This window comes from Kistimonas scapharcae (assembly GCF_039540975.1).
Taxonomy (GTDB): Bacteria; Pseudomonadota; Gammaproteobacteria; order Pseudomonadales; family Endozoicomonadaceae; genus Kistimonas; species Kistimonas scapharcae.
The window spans coordinates 1-15,274 of record NZ_BAABFL010000448.1; the positions used below are offsets into that span (position 1 = coordinate 1).

Genomic DNA, 15,274 nt, shown 5'->3' on the forward strand with positions numbered 1-15,274 from the left:
TATGAAAGCATGAGCGGTAGCAACATACTGCGGATTTTCAGGCTTGGTTCAAGGCTTTCAATGAAACGTCAACAGCCCCTAGGAGCTTGTCCAAGAATAGGCTGATTGGGCCATGAATCAAAACGTTCACTACGTATATATGACAATCCCCAATTGATGTGAGGCAGTGGGTATGAACATCGCTCTTATTAGTGGCGACTTTACCCTCTAACATGGTGTCCGGGATCATTAAACAGCTACGGTTCATTGAGGGTATATGACACCCTTGAGTTTCGAGTTGGCAAAAGTAGCTAGGTGGATGTTCGTTTTTACTTCGTAATCGCAGTTATTTCCAAGTATTCACAATTTAGCAAAGACGATAGCTCCAGCACAATGGGTAATGATCTAATGAATGGTGCTGAATAATAGTGACAATGCGGGAGCATTGTCACTGTCGTATGATTTGTAGGTGGAAAGGCGTATCAGTGGCCGGTTAGCATTGCCTGGGGTTGTGGTGCCTCGCAGGCGCCATCGAGACTGCTGACCCAGTCACGAACCAGCGCCAGCCCTTCCTTGTGTACGGTGCTGCGACCCAGCTCTGGCATCCGGATCGCCGGATCGTTAGAGGCCATCCGGTAAACGAGGATGGAATTATCGGGATCACCCGGTGCGATATCGTAGCTCAGGCCACCGGAGCCACGCCCTGCGGCCACTGGACTTTTGCACAGACCATAGGTGCGATCCACGGACAGGAACTCGTTAAGCAGCAGGCCGGTACCGAAGGCGCGTCCGCCGCCGCCGTGGCAGTGGGCACAGTTAACATCCAGGTAGGCTTTGGCCCGAGCTTCTAGGCTGCCGGTAGTGGGGTCATTCCAGACCGGTGTCTTCGGTGCCGCTGCAGAACCCGGAGAGCCGGCCAGCAGACCCAGTGACGCCATCGCATCCAACTGATTCATGCCGCCATGAAGCCCCAGTTGCTCAGCATAGGCATAGGTCATATTCAGTAGCCGGGCTTTGGGGCCAACGGGGAGATCCTGCCCCTTGTTGCCATGGCAGCTGGTGCACTGGTTGGCATTCGGGACACCGTACGACGCGGTAATAGTTTCGCCTTCCAAGTCTACAAATGTAACGACTTCACGGCCACCGCCCAGGGCCAGGTAAGCGTCACTCATGTCCTTTTCCCAGATATAAGGCAGACGCTCCCAGCCGTCTTCACGACGAATCAGCAGACGGGTTTCGATCACATTTTCATTGGCGCCAGGTTGCGCAGCGTTAGCTGGAATCGCGAAGGTCTTGGTGATGATCGTACCCACAGGGAAGGTCAGCGGACCCGTTTCAGCGTACTGTGCCTGTGTACCTGGCGGCAGGAAGATGAAACGGTATTTGTTGGCATAATCCGAGAACAGCGGCGTTGTCAGATCATAGGGGAAGCCGCCATTGCTGTTGGTCGTTGGATCACTGGCATCTGCAAACAGCCGATAATCAGACAGGCTCGGGCAATTAACGACAGCAGCTGCCCAGTTGACGCCATTGCCGGTCGCGGAACAGCGTGCCGCGATTTCTTCATCTGTGTAGCCGTCCTCGCCCGGCGCTGGTACGGGAGGCCAAGGTTGCAGGGTGACTTCAGCCAGTACCGGCTGTTGGCAGTTAAACGGTCTTCTGTCCTTATCAACAGGCCCGCCTGGGATACCGAGTGCGTCGTTGTACCAGTTATTGTCGTTGGCCAGCTGCAGGTTACTGAAATCAGACGGGATGACTTTCAGTTTGTCGCGATAGTTCTTCCGGTAACAGATGCCGGCGGCTTCACGGCTGCTGGCAAAAAGACCATCAATGATGGTGTCACTGACCACCTTGAGGCTGTTCATATGCAGGATATTGATCAACAGGTTTACATCGCTGCCGTCGTAATAAGGTACCTTGGGACGATTGATTCGGTTGTCATGGATATTGATGAATTCTGGAAACGGATCATAGCCATCTGGTATCGGCAGGTTGTTGATAACAGAGATCGCCACATAACTGGTGATGATGACACCCGTCGTACGGTTATTGGTGATCCGGTTATTGAAAATTTCAACGTGATCAGTCGCCATGACCATCACACCGGTGCCGGCGGGGACACTGCCGACGATGTTACCGGCCGGTGCAAAGTTACCGGTGTTGTTCTCGTAGATATCGTTATCGTAAACGCGGCTATAAGCGCCAGCCTGTGACAGGCCCGGCAGGTCAAAGATCAGGATACCGCCGGTATTGTACCGGGCCACATTCTGGTAAACGTCAGCGTACAAACTGTTCTCGATCTCAATACCAGCGACATTGTATTCAGCAACATTGCGGCGCACGATGATGTTGCGTGACTGACCAACGTAGACGCCGGCATCAGATGCACCTCTCACCACGCTGTCTTCGATCAGTACATTCTGGCTGAGTACGGGATATAAGCCATAAGCGCCGTTTTCTTCATCCGGGCCATTGGTCCACTCAACCCGCACCCGGCGTACAGTGATGCCGTTCGCGCCTTCCATCCGAAGGCCATCACCGGCGGTATCTTCAATGGCGAGGTCCTCAATGGTAAAGGCATCGGCTAGCACCAGCATGCCCTGGGCGCCGGCGGGCTGATCCTTGAAGCTGAGGATGGTCTTTTCCATACCCTGGCCGCGGATGGTGACATGGGAAACATCCAGCACCACTTCATCGTCAAACTTGAAGGTACCTGCAGGGAGCTCAATCAGCGTGTCAGGCTTGGCACCAATAAAGGCACTTTGGAGCTTGTATTGGAGGTCATCGGAGGCTTCAAGGCGGATGATATGCTCGTAACTTCGGGCGATGGAGGCCTGCAGTAAAACGACAATGGCAAAAAGCCATAATCGTCCTCTATTCATTCGTCCTGCGTTGTGCATGGTGTAAAACTCCTTTTTCAGCAATTCTTGTTTTTATTGTCACAATGTGTGATCACGGTTTTATCCGTATATCACTAAAACCCTGTGCTCATAGAGTTTTAGTTATGCACTAATGTACTAAATTAAGTCTGGCTAGAAATTGACCGTTTTCACACTCAGTGCATGCCATTCCTGTTTATAGTGCACAGAGTGCTGTACTCCGAATGCATGCTTGGAGGTTGGGTGGCTGGATGAATCCATTCAGTGCGGTTGTTTTGAGATCAAATTCCGTGCGTATTTGTTTTTTTCGTTTTTCCTGACACCCTGAACGTGAGTCAATGACGTTCCTTTCACACAATGAATGGGGGCATATTCACTGAGAATGAGAATTTTCTGGATTTGCATCAATCCATCGTAATCGGCGGCAAAGCCATCACCTTTTTCCATACTGAGCCGCCCACGCAAACGTAGATAAACGGGCTGATAGGTTTCTGTCGTATGTTGTATGACAAAGTCGCGTAATTGGCGATTGATCGAAGGGGAGGTGCTGACCCAGTAATCCTGGCTGCTTCCACAGGGATGAAAGCTGTTCACTTCATGGCCATAAGTGTACAAACCCTCCCATTCAGGAGGGCTGGCAATGGCACCTGTTGCAACAACGGCAAAACTACAGAATAGTGCTCGCTTCATCCTGTTTACCCGACCAAATAGTTAGCCTTGCCACTTAATCATCTTGGCGATCATAAACCTGGTGATTAAGACGCGGGCTCAAAAATAACATAGATTTTACGGCATGGTTCTACCACTTCCCATTCACCTTCAAAGCCTGCGGGGATGACAAAGTTGTCGCCTGTTTGCAGTGTGCGTTCGTTGCCGTTTTTATCACGGACAATAGAGATTCCATCCAGAATCTGGCAGAACTCATGTTCGGTATAGTGGACATGCCAGCAGCCGACTTCGGATTCCCAGATGCCGGTGTGAAACTGATTACTGCTGTCAGAGTAATGATTGATGATAGCCTGAAGCGGATTGCCGTTGATCCGCTTTTCTTCTGGTGTCTGGTAAGTTTCTTTTTCTGCGGTTGACTGATCAAAGAATACAATGTCGCTGATAGCAATACTCATACTGAAACATCCTGTGGTTATTATCTGTGGCTCAGTAAGGGGGAAGAGTGAGCATAACGGCTGTTTTATATATTGAACAGTGTCATATGGTTCGGGGTTATTTTTTCCAATAAAAAAGGCTGGTGTTTAACCAGCCTTTTTTATGACTAGCAGCCTATGGCGTTTAGAGAACTTCTGCGACAACGCGACGGTTCTGCTTACGACCTGGCAGTGTGCTGTTGTCGGCAATGGGGTCTTCCTCGCCCACACCAACGGCTTCAACACGGCTTCCGTCAATGTTGTATTGCTCAATCAGCACGGTACGAACCGCATCGGCACGACGCTGAGACAGAGACTTGTTATAGGCTGCTGGGCCGCTGTCGTCAGTATGACCTTCGACACGGATGCTGATGTCAGGATGACGCTGCAGGAATTCGCCCATTTCAGCGATACGTGTCATTGCGCCATCGGTGATGTTGGCGGAATCGAAATCGAACTCAACCAGCAGGTCGATTTCCTCCTGGGGTACACAGCCAGTCGCGTCTACGGTGGCGCCAGCCGGAGTACCCGGGCAGAGGTCGTCGGCATCCAGCACGCCGTCATTGTCGCTGTCCAGTGGTGCGATAACGGTTTCTTCAACGATGGTTTCTTCAACTACGGCCTCAACCGGCTGTGCCGCTGGCTCACCAAAGGTCCAGGTCAGGGCGACATTCATCATGCCTTCCGTCTGGTTGTAGTCCAGGCTGCGGATGGCGCGCAGGTCACCGCGGACAGACAGGTTCGGTGTCAGCGCCTTGCGCAGACCCACACCCATGTTCATGCGGGTGTCTTCACGGTCGCTGGCGTGCTGCAGGTTTTCGTGCAGTTCACCGATACCGGCGACGATGTAAGGCGTTACACCGCCAGAGAACGGTTGAAGATCGTAGAAAGCATCAAGGCGGTAGTTTCTCAGGCGGGCATCGTTACCACCTTTCTGGTCAGTCTTGAATTCGGAATAGATACCTTCGACGCTGAAACGGTCGTTGTAACGGTAGCCGATACCCAGTTCCGGCGCCCACTTGTTATCCAGGCCACGGTAGCTGTCGAAATCGGTGTATGCACCGCCAATGGTAAAGGTCACGCCGTTATCAACAACGCCTTCAGCGACCGCTGTACCACTGATTGCCGCCGCAACGGCCAGGCCAATCACGGAACGTGCGAAAGTGCGCACAGTCATGGTGTACTCCTTGTTTGTCTTTTTTGATGTTCTTGCGGGCAGGGTTGTGTAACTGTCCGTAATCGCGGCAAAGGATACGGGATGAGCCGCGCCTTCTGAAGGGGTTTTCCTACAGAATTATACGTACGACAGTAGAATTTTAATGTAAGCTCGTGATAAAGCACCTTAAGCACGGGTATCGTCAACATTGTGTGATGATTTCAGCGGTGTGTATCACTTATGGGCGAGGTATCAACAGAGTGCAGGAAGTTGAACGCATTCAGCGATGGTTGGATGATGTGGTGATTGGTTTAAACCTGTGCCCATTTGCTGCCAGACCCCGCCGTCAGAAACGGATACGCATTGCTGTCACCCAAGCCGATAACGAAGATGCGCTGCTGGAGGAATTACAGCAGGAGCTGTTGCTGATAGATAAATCATCTGCCAATGAAATTGAAACGACGTTACTGGTGATTCCACACTTACTGCCCGATTTCACGGACTATACCTTGTTTCTGGATCTTGCCAATTTCCAACTTCAGCGAAGTGGTTGGGAAGGTCAGTACCAGCTGGCCAGTTTTCATCCTGACTACTGTTTTGCAGGTAGTGATCCTGATGATACTGAGAATTTAACTAACCGATCTCCCTATCCATTAATACATATTATTCGGGAAGAACAGCTGGAGCAGGTGCTCAGTAAATACCCTGATCCTGAAGTGATTCCGGAGAATAATGTTGCAAGAATGTTATTACTGGAGGATCAGGAAAAGCGTCGTTTGTTTCCTTATTTGTTTGGTGAGTAATACCTGATGACGTTAACGCGTATTAAAGCACAGGCATTAGATGATTAGATTTCATTTGATGCCAGTGGTGTTTCTTAACACTCCAGTTGTTTTATGGCGTTGATTTCACAGATCAGCGGAGCGATCCGGATGTTTTTTTGTGTACGTTCGGCATTTGGCAGTACATCCATGCTGGGCCATAGCCCATTGGCTAATGCTTCTGCGTAGCCATTATGCATCCCCGCTTCCTGCATAGCTTTAACAGCAGACTGCCAGTCGTAAGTCAGGCGTTTTAACTCAAACACCGATTGACCATCGTGAGTATCCAGCAGGGCATACCAGGCATTGCTGCTGCCATCGTTGGCTGGCATGCCGATAACACCAGCATTCAACCAGGTACCCGCCTCGGTTTTCTGGGCAAAGGGCAAACCGCAGTGCCCGGCGATAATGCAGTCTGTTTCTGCTTTCTTGATTTCCGTTTGTTTAATGGCATCCGGTGTTGATGGGAAGACGAACTGGTTAATGGAGGACAATGTGCCGTGAACAACCGTGAAGGTAAGGTTGTACCAGGTGAAGCGCAGGGTGCGGGGAAGCGTTTGCATCCAGAGCCGGTTGGCTTGGCTGATCTGGCTGTCAGCATGGGAATACCACTGCCGGGATAGTAAGTTGCAGGCTGTACCTTCATCAAACCCGCAACCACAGTCGTTAGCAGAAAACCCTAAAGATTCTTCGCAGTTACCCATCAGCACATGAATGCCCCAGGTGCGAATAACGTCTATGGTGGCCTCGACATCTGCAAAGTAAGCGACAACGTCCCCGGTACAGATGGTTCGTTCCGGGGGAATGCCCAGGCGCTCTGCTTCACGACGCATCGCACATGTTGCCTGCAAATTGCTGTAGGGGCCTCCGAATAGCAGAACGGGCCCCTTCAATTCACCGAGATTGCGAATCATGCATCACCTGTTGAATACGTGACGCTTGCCAGCTTCCTGCGTGACAACAGCATGCCCAGAGCAAAAGCACTGCAGCCAACCGTCAGTACGATCAGGCAGATAATCAGTAGCTTGTTGTATTTATGCACGGTGCCAAACAACGGTTCCATCAGCTGCAGGTAGCCGGCGGTTTCTGCGAAATAGAGCCCGGCGCCGGCCAATGCCACGACAAATGCGATCAGGTAACTCCATACAGGTATATCGATGCGTCCACCCCAGAGCGAGAAAAGGATGACGGGTGTCAGGTACATGGAGGCGGTGCCACTGACAGCGACAGCACTGAAGAGGTCCTTTGGCCCTAAGTAGATCATTATTAACCCTGCCAGCATGAACAGCACCATGACCTTACGACCATTGTCTACGCTCTCTACGCCCAGCTTCATGTCACTGACAATCAGCTTTGCCGCGCTGGACAGCGTTGAGTCCAGCGTTGACATGGCAGAGATCACCAGGGAAAAGCTGAACAAAAGCATAGGGACTTCACCCAATAGCCGTGTCAAGACGGTATTCATGGCTTCGCCAGACTGGGCGTGCGCGCCGGCAAATATGCCCAACAGGCCAAACAGGATAATGCAGAATACACCAATCCAGCTGGCATGGAGAAAGCTGCGCTGTGTCGTTTGTCGATCAGCAATAAAACCGCGATCCATCATCACAGGGTCATGCATGGGATAGCTAATGACCTGCAGCAGTGCAACAGCAATCAATACCGCGCCCGGGTCAGAGAACTCGAAAGGCTTGAATAGGAAGTCTGTCGTCGAGAATTCGCTGTGTCCCAGCATCAGGGCGACCAGGGTCAGTAATACCGCGAGGAAAAGTCCCATTTGGAAAACATCGGTACGCAGGGAGGCGTGTAATCCACCACGACCCGCATAGAACAGTGTTAGCAGTGAAAAGAGTGCTATTGCACCTATGTATTGTTGGCTGCCTACCGCGCCAAACAGCAGGCCGAATACCAGTAAATTGGCAAAGACTTCGCTGATCAGCCGCACACCAATTACCAGATTGTAACAGCGTGTTCCGACCGTACCGAAACGTTGCCTCAGGAAATCCTGAATACTGTTGCAGTTGTGGCGAAACCGCAGACTGTCAATAATCAGGCCACCGGTCAGGAAGGAGAGGTAATAGGTCGCATACGCCAGTGTGCCCCAGAGGCCATAGTAATACCCCAGTATCGCGGCATTCATCAGCGACCGGGCGAATATCCAGGTGGTGATAGCATCAATAAGCCCGGTGTCTGACCGTTACTGTTGTGCCCCCGAAAGAAGCTGTCACTTTTTCCGGCATTGGGTGATAAGGCCAGCGAGATTAATGCGACAGTCAATACGGCTGCGGGTAAGACATAAGGCATGAGCAATCCCTTGTGCTGAATCTGATTCCAATCTATACGTCGGAAGCCATTGTAAGGATTCACCGGGATAAACAGCAAAATGTATTTGCCGCTTACCCCGGTCTTTCGGTGAGAGTTATTCAGTCGTTATTGATAGGTTGCCGTCAACTGTATGCCGCTGAACGGCTTTTTGGTTTTGATCATCACGTGATAGTAGGCGTTTGTTTTTAGCGGACTGACGGTAATAGTTTTCTTATCCTGCCCACACTGTTCGTGATACTCATAGACGCTTTCTGTCGGCCATTTAACAGACTGAACAAATATTTCCAGATCACCTGTTCCGGTTCGGCCATCCACGGTAAATGTGAGCGTTTTGGCCTTGTGCGGTACGAGAATGTAGAAATACTTGTTTTTGTCTGAATGCAGACCAACTTTTGTGACGCCATTCTGTAAGACGGGGTTTTTAACATCTTTATCAACACCGGGTCTTGCGGTATCCGGTGGGGTGGTATCGTCAGGCTCTGGTGTTTCAGGGATGGTCTCATCGCCTTTGTCGATTATGGCGTCATCATCAGCTGGACCATGATCTGGCAGGTTGCTTTTTCTATTTTCCACTGTTGCCAGCCAATCATACCACTCGTTGTCATATCGGTTCCCGATCTGATTTAACCAGGATTTGTAATCATCGTAGCGATCGTTGCGAACGAGGGATAACATCTCCGTGACATCGGACGGATGACGTTCAAACATAAAGCGCACCGCGAGATAGCCCCAACGGTAGACGCGGGTTTGGCCACTGCTGTAGGTATTGCGGAAAATGGTGCTTAATGGATAGCTCTTTTGACGTGCATAGTTGATGGCTTCCGGGTACTCGTCGCGGTGTGATATGTATTCGCCCAGTCCTTCAATCCACCAGATCGTATCGGCAGACGTCGACCGACCAAAACCGCCGGCCATATTGAACCGGCCATCCAGGTAATGCACATATTCATGGCGCAGATTCCAGATTTGGAACTCGGGCCGTTGCCAGTCCGCCTCATACGCGACAAAACGTGCCTGGTTCCCGGCTTTTGCCGGATCCCCTTCAAGGTACATGCCGCCGTTATCAGTACTGATGTTGAACAGGAGTCCGGCGTACATTTTGTAATCCTGGGTGCTGTCAAAGATGACCAGCTCCAGATCCTGATTCTGGTCGTTCGACACCGGTTGATGATTTGTAGCGAGTTTTCGGTGGAAATAAGCTTCCTGTTCCGAGAGTTGTTCACAGGCCCATTGCGCCTGTGGCACAGACATATGTTGTGCCCGGATTTTCAGGGTCTGGCTACAGGTATGCCGGAAGGGTAGAACGGTACGTTCAATGTCTTGTTTAAAGTTGCAGACGCCATAATAGCCACAGTTATTGCTGTCATAATAGGTGGCCATTTCGGCGGCTACTAACCAGAGCGGCTGACCCTTTTCCGAACTTTTCTGTTGATTCACAATGGCATTTAACTGCCCGCTGACTTTGGGTTGCAGTGATTTGTGTTGCAGGAATCGACCCAGTTCTCGAACGACATTAGTTAACAGGTATTCGTTATCCGTATCCAGCAAATGCTGTTTGGTGTTGTAAAAGTTGTACAGTTCATCCAGCAGGGAGTTATCCTGTTCCACTGCTTCAACAAAGGCTTTCACCTGATGCCCGCGGAACAGTACGGTCATGCCATTGTTGACAGCAGCCGTCATATTTCTGCTGGCTTCAAAGCGCTGGTCATAGGACGACAAAAGCCGTTTAACAATTGAGATATAACGGGCGTTTTGAACGGAGCTGTCAATGAGAGTGACAGCCTCACCCAGTACACTGCCGTTCTCATCCGATACCGTGAAGGTTTTGGGATTGGCAAAGAAGGCATCCAGTGCATACTGAATGATCGTATCCAGCTGGTTGTCGTACGCTCCGACCGTATCTTTCTGGTAAAACTGCACATAGTAGCCAGCTCTCAGGTAAAGGAGGAGTTGCTCCATACCCTGTGAGTTGTTACCCGGATAGTTTTGAGCATAACTGTAAACGGCATTGGCGACAGTGATCATTTTGTTCTGATGAAACAGATCCCTGCTGGAGGAGCCTGTGGCACTGAACAGTCCATTGATACATTGCAGATCCGCTTTTCGTATTGTCTCTGTAAGTCGTTGCCCGTCCAGACGGGCTATCTCCGATGTAGAGCAGGTGGATCCTGCAGCACCAGATAGAACTGAAAGTGTCGATGCTTTCTGACTTTCCAGCTGGTCTTCGAGTTCAAGATGCTTGAGTTTCCTGTGGGGATCACTGGGTGGCAGGGGACTGCCATCCAGGATTTCTTCTGACTGGCGACCATGAATCAGGCTGGTTTCTATATCGACGGAAGAGGCTTCGGAGCCAGGCGATAATGACAGCAGATTGATCGCTGCAACGAGGGGAGCAAGTGACAGAACGGGGGACTTCATGCGACTGACCTTTGCCGGTATGGCAGGTTTCTGGGAATATCTTCAGGCCATGATTGGGTGCTTTAAATGACAAGCAGAAACAACTTTTTTAGCGTTGTTTAGCTTTTTTTGATTGGAGTGATTATGAAATAAAAACAAGTAACCCGATCATACGGAATACTAATTAAGGCCTGAGATTACTCTCTGATTTTTGACAATTCTCTGTGCGACTTTATCAACAGGAACACGAGTATATAAGACTGCCCTTTTTCAGAAATGATCGGCTTTTCAAATCGTTGCCATAAACCTACCTCGCTATAAAAACAACCGTAAGGCAAAAGTAGACCATGAAGCTGGCAGGTCAAGTCTGAGAGACTGGTTTCTTTCCGTGTTCATGGTGTTGCTTATGTGAAGAGGGGCGAGCATCTAGTCACTTCTCTGTGAGCGCCGGTCAGGCCTGTATTGTGTTTTACACTGTTCGAGTATCACAGGCCTGAGGAGGATCTGTTGTATCACGTGTTGGTGTCTGTTTTTTCATTCCACCAGACTGCGAGTGCAAGGCAGGCCAGGCTGAAATTAAGTGTCATGGCGACAAAGCTGGCGGCTTTGGCAGAAAAAAACGACGGTATAAAGGGGATCACTGAAACCGACAGACACGTGACCAGAGCCGATGCGAAAGCTGCAAAATTCGGTAGAGCCCATCGGTACTGACGCCACAACCCGATAATCGTCACCAACCACCAGACCAGCGCCGTTAACCCGATGGCGACGCCTGCACTTTCACCGTCCCAATGTCCTTCGGTAACCAGTCTTGTGAGTGGCTGCCAGCGAAAAGCAAAGATAAACAACCAGTAGTTGCACAGCAGGTTGATGATAAGCAGGAGAGCGAGGGGACGATACAGTTTCATGGGAGGTTATATTTCAATCGGCTAGTGACGTGATGATAACGGTTTACAGGTTTTCCATACAGACGGTTGCTGCGGGGACAATGATAGATGCCCTGCCATTTGTCGTATTTCGAACATCGACGGGTTTGATTTTGTGTAAATGCTCGGCATTCACGGACAGGAAAGTCTGTACATTGGGAGTAAACTAAAGTGTTTTAGTCGGCGTGATCGGTCTTGTTACCCAAGCCTGAAGACAAGTGAATAGGTAGTCCATTGTTAGCGATTGAACGACGCGAGCGCATTCTCAGTTATCTTCGTCAGCATGAATATGCCAATGTGGAAACACTGGCAGGTATTCTTGATGTCTCCAGCATGACCATCCGGCGGGACCTGACCAAGCTGGAAGAGCAGGGAATGATCCGCCGTACCCATGGTGGTGCGACGATCGGTCAGTTCATCAATACGCAGCCGCACAGTGAAGAAAGCAAGAGCCGCTGCCCAGAAGAAAAACACGCCATCGCCAGCTATGCGGCGTCACTGGTATCGGATGGTCAGTCCATCCTGCTGGATGCCGGCACTACATGCATGGAAATTGCGCGACAGCTGGTGGACCGCCGAATTCGGGTCGTAACGACTGACCTTGCCCAGGCGTTGTTCCTGTGCCGTTACCGTAACATTGAAGTGCATATTGCAGGCGGACAGGTGGATGAACGTACCCAGTCCAGTCTCGGTGGCAATGTTCAGCACTTTCTGGATGATCTGAATGTTGAATTGGCGTTTATTGGGTGTACGTCATGGGATTTGCAACGTGGTGTGACGACGCCGACTGAGGATCGGGCAGAACTGAAGCGCAAGATGTTTGAACGGGCGGGTACCCGAATCTTGGTTGCCGACAGCGAGAAGTATGGCCGCTATTCATTTCATCGGATTATGGGGCTGGAGAAATTTGACTTGGTCGTAACGGACAGCCATTTGCCGGATTACAGCCATGAAACCCTAATAAAGGCTGAGATCAATCTTCATCTTGTGTCCGCATAAAAACAGAAAAAGCATTGGTATAGAGAAACCTATACCAATGCTTTTCGTTTAGGCTGGTGGTGCCAAGAGCATTTTAAGAATGTTCTCGACTTGATCTTCAAGATCTATATCAGGAGCTCTCTTTCCGTCTGGCGTCAGAAGCTGCGTCAGTTTTTGAGCACAAGCCTTGGCCATACCATTTTTTTTCGCATAAGAATATCGAATCGATATCTCATGTTCTAACTCTTTCGTCAGATCGTCCGGGGAATCATAGAACCCAGAATCATCTTCATAATTTTCGAGCTTCTCCAGAATCTCGGTTTTTAGAGGTGTTCTTTGGTCTTTAATTTTATCCTGAAGACCTGCTAATAAATTACCTGGATCGGCTGCAGGAGCAGATTTGGGTTCTGACACTTTACTGGCTGTGCCCGTATCTGATGATGTCTGAGGCGTAGCGCTTACTGTATTGGCAGGTTTTTTATATTTGTGTTTCTGTGCTTTTCCTCCAGCCTTTCTTATTGCGTCCAATACGCCAGCTCTGTGATCATCGGCTGCTATTGTAGGCGGCGTCTTGGTTTCGTCTTTTGACTCTTCAGACTTGGTGCGCTCAGAACCCTCTTCTGTTAACGGCTTGCTGCCAGGTACTGGTGGCTGCGGCGGAGGAGGCGGAGGAGGCGGAGGAGGCGGAGGAGGCGGAGGAGGCGGAGGAGGCGGAGGTGCCTCTGGATCCTTAGGCGCAGGTGTTACTGGTGGTGCAGATGGCTGTGTCGTTGTTTGAGGTGTTACTGTCTCGTTGGCCTTTGGCTCCTCATGTGTTCTAGCCTGCTGCCGTTTTAACTCATCCATTACAGAGACCGACGCTTTTGGGGTTTCTTGCACTGTAGACGGTGGCGGTGAGGAGGGCTGCATGGTTGCCGCTGCCGTGGTGTCAGGATATGAACCGCTTTCCTCGGCGTGCTCAGGGCGTGTAGCAGCAGGTTTGTTCGATACAGCCACCGGTGGTTTTGGTGGAAGCGCTGTTGGTCTTCTAGGCGCAGACCGCGTAGGTATTTTGGGTGGAATAGGTGGTGGTGCACCATCTTCTGCATCCATCGCCATACTTTTTGCGGACATGAATAACGGTTCAGTGGGGTCGAATGCAATGTGGGAGGCGAGTTCATTGTGTTCTAACTGGAACAATACCTCAGCCATGCTTTCTTTATCCTTATGAATAGCTTCCGGTCCCATATGATGTAGCTTTGAAAACGTTTCCTGGAACTTGAGAATAAATTTGTTGAATGCCGGTAATCTTGATGTTTCCAGTGCGCTGATCTTCGTTCTCAGTTGTGCTATTTGATTGTTCCACTCTTTTTCAAGTTTCTCCGCTTCTTTACGCCATTTAGTTTTATTTTTCTTGGGAAAGTCTGGCTGGCTCGACAGATTGCGTTTTTCTATTATCGCTTTCAGCGTATCGGAGACCGCATCCAGTGCTTTCATGTGAGTCCAGCACGTTTGGCAACGGGTTTGTTCTGATAGGGCTTTTTGGGAAAGCTGGCCATATCCAGGCTCAAGCCCTTTCCAAACCTGTTGCATGCGTTTATTTGGTCCTTTTGAGCTGATATGTACCACCGGCTCAACAAAGGTTTTCATGAGAGCATTGACATGCTGAACGCACTGTTGTGATTTATCCACCCCAGCATTCATGTTGACAAATTCAACAACGACTTGTTGTACGGCATGTTCCATGCATTTTCTTATGAGGCTTCTATCTTGTGTTGTAGCGTCAGGTATTGTTTTTTTGTTCAGAAGATTGGGATTTATTGTTTTCACTGCCACAACGAAGTCGTGCATGCCACTAAGAGATTGTTCCCAGGCCAATACTCGTTCGTGGTTATTACCTGATACCATTCTCTGCTGGTCCAGGAGTGTAGTGAGTGTCGGTTGGTATAAATCAGCCATTCTTTCTTGTAGTGCTTGTTTGAGCTGTGATCGCTGATTTTTAGTCAGGCAATGATTCATTACCTTACTATTCATAGTATCTAAAATATATTTCAGGCTTTTTGGGCTTTTGATGTGATGAATAGTTTCTTCCAGAACTCTGAAGTGCAGGTTTCGTTGTATATTGTCCTGAAACGTGATGGGGTCTACCAGTGTGAAATCAGTATCATCTAATCGTTGCCCTTTAAATTTTCTTAACTCATCATGGGCTGTTTTTAACTCTTCTACCAATTGTTCACTTGGAGAAAGAAGCATTTGAATAATTGGATTTTCAGAGGGGTCAAGTTGGAAATCGCCATCGCCACTCATTGATGTTCTCGAGTCAAGTTCTTTGGCAATCCCTTTGGGTTTATCTGGAGAAGCAACGCTTAGAACTCTAATGGAAAAGTGGTCGCAAAGCGCTCTCTTCTTCATTAAAGTATCTACTTGATGCTTTTTGGGGAGAACCTTTGTGTGAAAAAATGTTGAAATATCACGCTTAGTTCCTGTTGGTGATTTCCACCTGCCTTTTGAACTGATTATTTTTCCCTTGTTAAAATTAAAGTCAGGTCGTTCAGTTTCCTTTACGCCCTTACCAATGATGGTGGGGGTTCTGATTTTCATTGTCCATCCTCAATTTTATAAGTTATATGATTTCAGAATAAAAAACTTTTGTCTGTCCTGTTGGGATTTTATAGCAAGCATTGTTTTTTGT

Annotated in this window: 11 protein-coding genes; 2 read left to right on the top strand and 9 right to left on the bottom strand. The window is 49.5% G+C overall.

What is annotated here, in order from left to right; genetic code table 11:
- Window positions 1-461 precede the first annotated feature (461 nt).
- From ABD892_RS19260 to ABD892_RS19275, 4 genes are all read right to left on the bottom strand, one after another.
- Window positions 462-2,879: a parallel beta-helix domain-containing protein gene (locus tag ABD892_RS19260; RefSeq protein WP_345197678.1), complete on the bottom strand. Its 2,418-nt coding sequence runs from the start codon at window positions 2,877-2,879 to the stop codon at window positions 462-464.
- 240 nt (window positions 2,880-3,119) lie between these two features.
- Complete coding sequence (locus ABD892_RS19265) at window positions 3,120-3,548, bottom strand: hypothetical protein (RefSeq protein WP_345197679.1); 429 nt, start codon at window positions 3,546-3,548, stop codon at window positions 3,120-3,122.
- Window positions 3,549-3,613: 65 nt separating this feature from the next.
- Complete coding sequence (locus ABD892_RS19270) at window positions 3,614-3,982, bottom strand: cupin domain-containing protein (RefSeq protein ID WP_345197680.1); 369 nt, start codon at window positions 3,980-3,982, stop codon at window positions 3,614-3,616.
- Between the two features lie 163 nt (window positions 3,983-4,145).
- Complete coding sequence (locus ABD892_RS19275; protein ID WP_345197681.1) at window positions 4,146-5,177, bottom strand: OmpA family protein; 1,032 nt, start codon at window positions 5,175-5,177, stop codon at window positions 4,146-4,148.
- A 239-nt stretch (window positions 5,178-5,416) separates the two neighbouring features.
- On the opposite strand from ABD892_RS19275, the gene ABD892_RS19280 reads away from it, so the two are divergent.
- A complete protein-coding gene (locus tag ABD892_RS19280; protein ID WP_345197682.1) occupies window positions 5,417-5,959 on the top strand; it encodes a DUF1415 domain-containing protein in 543 nt (180 codons plus the stop codon).
- 74 nt (window positions 5,960-6,033) lie between these two features.
- Here ABD892_RS19280 and ABD892_RS19285 read toward each other — a convergent pair whose 3' ends face one another.
- The 4 genes from ABD892_RS19285 to ABD892_RS19300 form a co-directional block, all read right to left on the bottom strand.
- On the bottom strand, window positions 6,034-6,891 hold the full coding sequence (locus tag ABD892_RS19285) for a metallophosphoesterase family protein (protein ID WP_345197683.1): 858 nt from the start codon (window positions 6,889-6,891) through the stop codon (window positions 6,034-6,036).
- Window positions 6,888-8,117 (bottom strand): sodium:proline symporter, encoded by a 1,230-nt coding sequence (locus tag ABD892_RS19290; protein ID WP_345197684.1) that lies wholly within the window; start codon window positions 8,115-8,117, stop codon window positions 6,888-6,890. The genes ABD892_RS19285 and ABD892_RS19290 overlap by 4 nt, the downstream gene beginning before the upstream one ends.
- Window positions 8,118-8,407: 290 nt before the next feature.
- On the bottom strand, window positions 8,408-10,720 hold the full coding sequence (locus ABD892_RS19295; protein ID WP_345197685.1) for a collagenase: 2,313 nt from the start codon (window positions 10,718-10,720) through the stop codon (window positions 8,408-8,410).
- 491 nt (window positions 10,721-11,211) lie between these two features.
- On the bottom strand, window positions 11,212-11,607 hold the full coding sequence (locus tag ABD892_RS19300; RefSeq protein ID WP_345197687.1) for a hypothetical protein: 396 nt from the start codon (window positions 11,605-11,607) through the stop codon (window positions 11,212-11,214).
- A 252-nt stretch (window positions 11,608-11,859) separates the two neighbouring features.
- Between ABD892_RS19300 and ABD892_RS19305 the strand changes: the two genes are divergently transcribed.
- On the top strand, window positions 11,860-12,624 hold the full coding sequence (locus ABD892_RS19305; RefSeq protein WP_345197688.1) for a DeoR/GlpR family DNA-binding transcription regulator: 765 nt from the start codon (window positions 11,860-11,862) through the stop codon (window positions 12,622-12,624).
- A 48-nt stretch (window positions 12,625-12,672) separates the two neighbouring features.
- Here the strand turns inward: ABD892_RS19305 and ABD892_RS19310 are convergent, their stop codons facing one another.
- On the bottom strand, window positions 12,673-15,183 hold the full coding sequence (locus ABD892_RS19310) for a hypothetical protein (RefSeq protein WP_345197689.1): 2,511 nt from the start codon (window positions 15,181-15,183) through the stop codon (window positions 12,673-12,675).
- Window positions 15,184-15,274 lie beyond the last annotated feature (91 nt).

Coding starts and splice junctions, on each gene's coding strand:
- ABD892_RS19270 (WP_345197680.1), bottom strand. CDS start 3,982: ATGAGTATTGCTATCAGCGACATTGTATTCTTTGATCAGTCAACCGCA.
- ABD892_RS19275 (WP_345197681.1), bottom strand. CDS start 5,177: ATGACTGTGCGCACTTTCGCACGTTCCGTGATTGGCCTGGCCGTTGCG.
- ABD892_RS19295 (WP_345197685.1), bottom strand. CDS start 10,720: ATGAAGTCCCCCGTTCTGTCACTTGCTCCCCTCGTTGCAGCGATCAAT.
- ABD892_RS19300 (WP_345197687.1), bottom strand. CDS start 11,607: ATGAAACTGTATCGTCCCCTCGCTCTCCTGCTTATCATCAACCTGCTG.
- ABD892_RS19290 (WP_345197684.1), bottom strand. CDS start 8,117: ATGAATGCCGCGATACTGGGGTATTACTATGGCCTCTGGGGCACACTG.
- ABD892_RS19310 (WP_345197689.1), bottom strand. CDS start 15,183: ATGAAAATCAGAACCCCCACCATCATTGGTAAGGGCGTAAAGGAAACT.
- ABD892_RS19265 (WP_345197679.1), bottom strand. CDS start 3,548: ATGAAGCGAGCACTATTCTGTAGTTTTGCCGTTGTTGCAACAGGTGCC.
- ABD892_RS19260 (WP_345197678.1), bottom strand. CDS start 2,879: ATGCACAACGCAGGACGAATGAATAGAGGACGATTATGGCTTTTTGCC.
- ABD892_RS19285 (WP_345197683.1), bottom strand. CDS start 6,891: ATGATTCGCAATCTCGGTGAATTGAAGGGGCCCGTTCTGCTATTCGGA.